The sequence below is a fragment of the Rathayibacter sp. PhB151 genome (genome assembly GCF_004366415.1).
GTDB classification, from domain to species: Bacteria; Actinomycetota; Actinomycetes; order Actinomycetales; family Microbacteriaceae; genus Rathayibacter; species Rathayibacter festucae.
The window spans coordinates 1-1,564 of sequence record NZ_SOEN01000005.1 but is presented as its reverse complement, the minus strand read 5'-3'; the positions used below and the strand labels follow the sequence as shown (position 1 = coordinate 1,564).

Here is a 1,564-nt window from a genome sequence, read left to right as displayed (position 1 = left end):
TCTCCTAGGAAAACATGGTGACCTCAGGCCGCGGCTCGTGGTGTGAGTTGGACGTCGTAGCCGAGGGATTTCAGCTGGTTGAGGGCCTTGTTTCGGGTTCTGTCGGGGTTCTTCTGGGCATAGTGGTCAGGGCCTAGTTCTTCGTAGGCGACGCCGTTCTTGAGCATGTTCCAGATGATGACGAGAAGCGTGTGTTCTAGCGCGACCACTGCTTTCAACGCTCCGGTCCGGGAACGGATCCGTCGATACTTTACGGCGAGATAGGTCGTTTTCGAGCGAGAGACTGAGAGTGCGGCGATCCCGAGCGCCGCCTTCAAGTGCCGGTTCCCGGGGCGTGTGGCGGTAGATTTCACGCGCCCCGCGGACTCGTTCTGCCCCGGGCATACTCCCGCCCAAGACGCGAGATGACCCGAAGTGGGGAAGGCGCTCATGTCGGTGCCGATCTCAGCGAGTATCTTAATCGCGGTGGCTTCTGATATCCCGGGGATCGTGGCCAGCAATTCCCGGGCTATCCGAAAAGGGCCAATGATGTCCTCGATCCGCGCGTCGATCTCCGCGATCGTCGATTCGATGTGGTCGATGCGCCCTAGATGCAGCCGCACCATGAAAGCGTGGTGGTCGTTGAAGCGGCCTGTCAGCGCTTCGACGAGTTGAGCTGACTTCTTCACCATCGACACGTGGGCGAGGCCCGCCAGCACTCTCGGGTCTCGTTCTCCTGCGACGAGCGCGTCCAGAATTCGCCGGGAGGACACGGTAGCCAGCGTCGACACGACCGACGAAAGTTTGATCCCGGATGCTTCCAGCCCTTTCTCCATCCGCGAGAACTCCCGCGTGCGCTCCTCGGTGAGGTTCGTTCGCGCACGCGTCAGATCGCGCAACTCCCGCACGGGCTCGGGCGGAACGAACGACGCCCGCAGAAGACCGTGAGCGGCGAGTTCTGCCAGCCAGGTCGCATCAGAGACATCAGTTTTGCGACCCGGAATGTTTCTAGCCTGCTTCGCATTCACCAATTCCACATTCAGTGTTTCAGCGAGAACGAAGAAGAACGGCTTCCAATAATCACCGGTCGCCTCCATCACCACAACCGTCACGCCCGCGACTTCAAGATCGGCCCGCAAACGCAGAACCTCGTTTGTCGTCGCACCATAGGTCGTCACGGTCTTCGTGAAGAAACCCTGTCGCAGCGACGGGACACGCACACAGACCTTCGCGTCGGTCTTGGAGATATCCATTCCAGCCGCCCGCTCATGAACAATGTCCACGATCTTCTCCGCCCTCAACCTCATCCGTGATCGCTCCGGCTGAAGCGACCGAGTCGCGGGGAGGACCGAAACAACAGATCAGGAATCTCCTAGTCGAGCTCACCGAACACCTTTCACATGCTCGGCTGCATCAATCCACGGCACCCGTGACAGAGCCCTCCACGTCACGCTCGATACCAGGCTCGAAACACTAAGACCTTGCGACGTCGACCACGACACCACCATCTTCGAACCACACCCGCCCAGCCACAAGCAGTTTTCCCTCACCACCGAGACGCGAAGCGGCTTCGCCGCTCGATACG

Annotated in this window: 1 protein-coding gene; it reads right to left on the bottom strand. The window is 60.1% G+C overall.

Annotated features, from left to right (window positions below; all coding sequences use genetic code 11):
- Positions 1 to 23: 23 nt before the first annotated feature.
- Positions 24 to 1,262 carry an IS110 family transposase gene (locus tag EDF35_RS00580; protein ID WP_132438520.1) on the bottom strand — a complete coding sequence of 413 codons (1,239 nt, stop codon included), beginning with the start codon at positions 1,260 to 1,262 and terminating at the stop codon, positions 24 to 26.
- Positions 1,263 to 1,564: the final 302 nt, after the last annotated feature.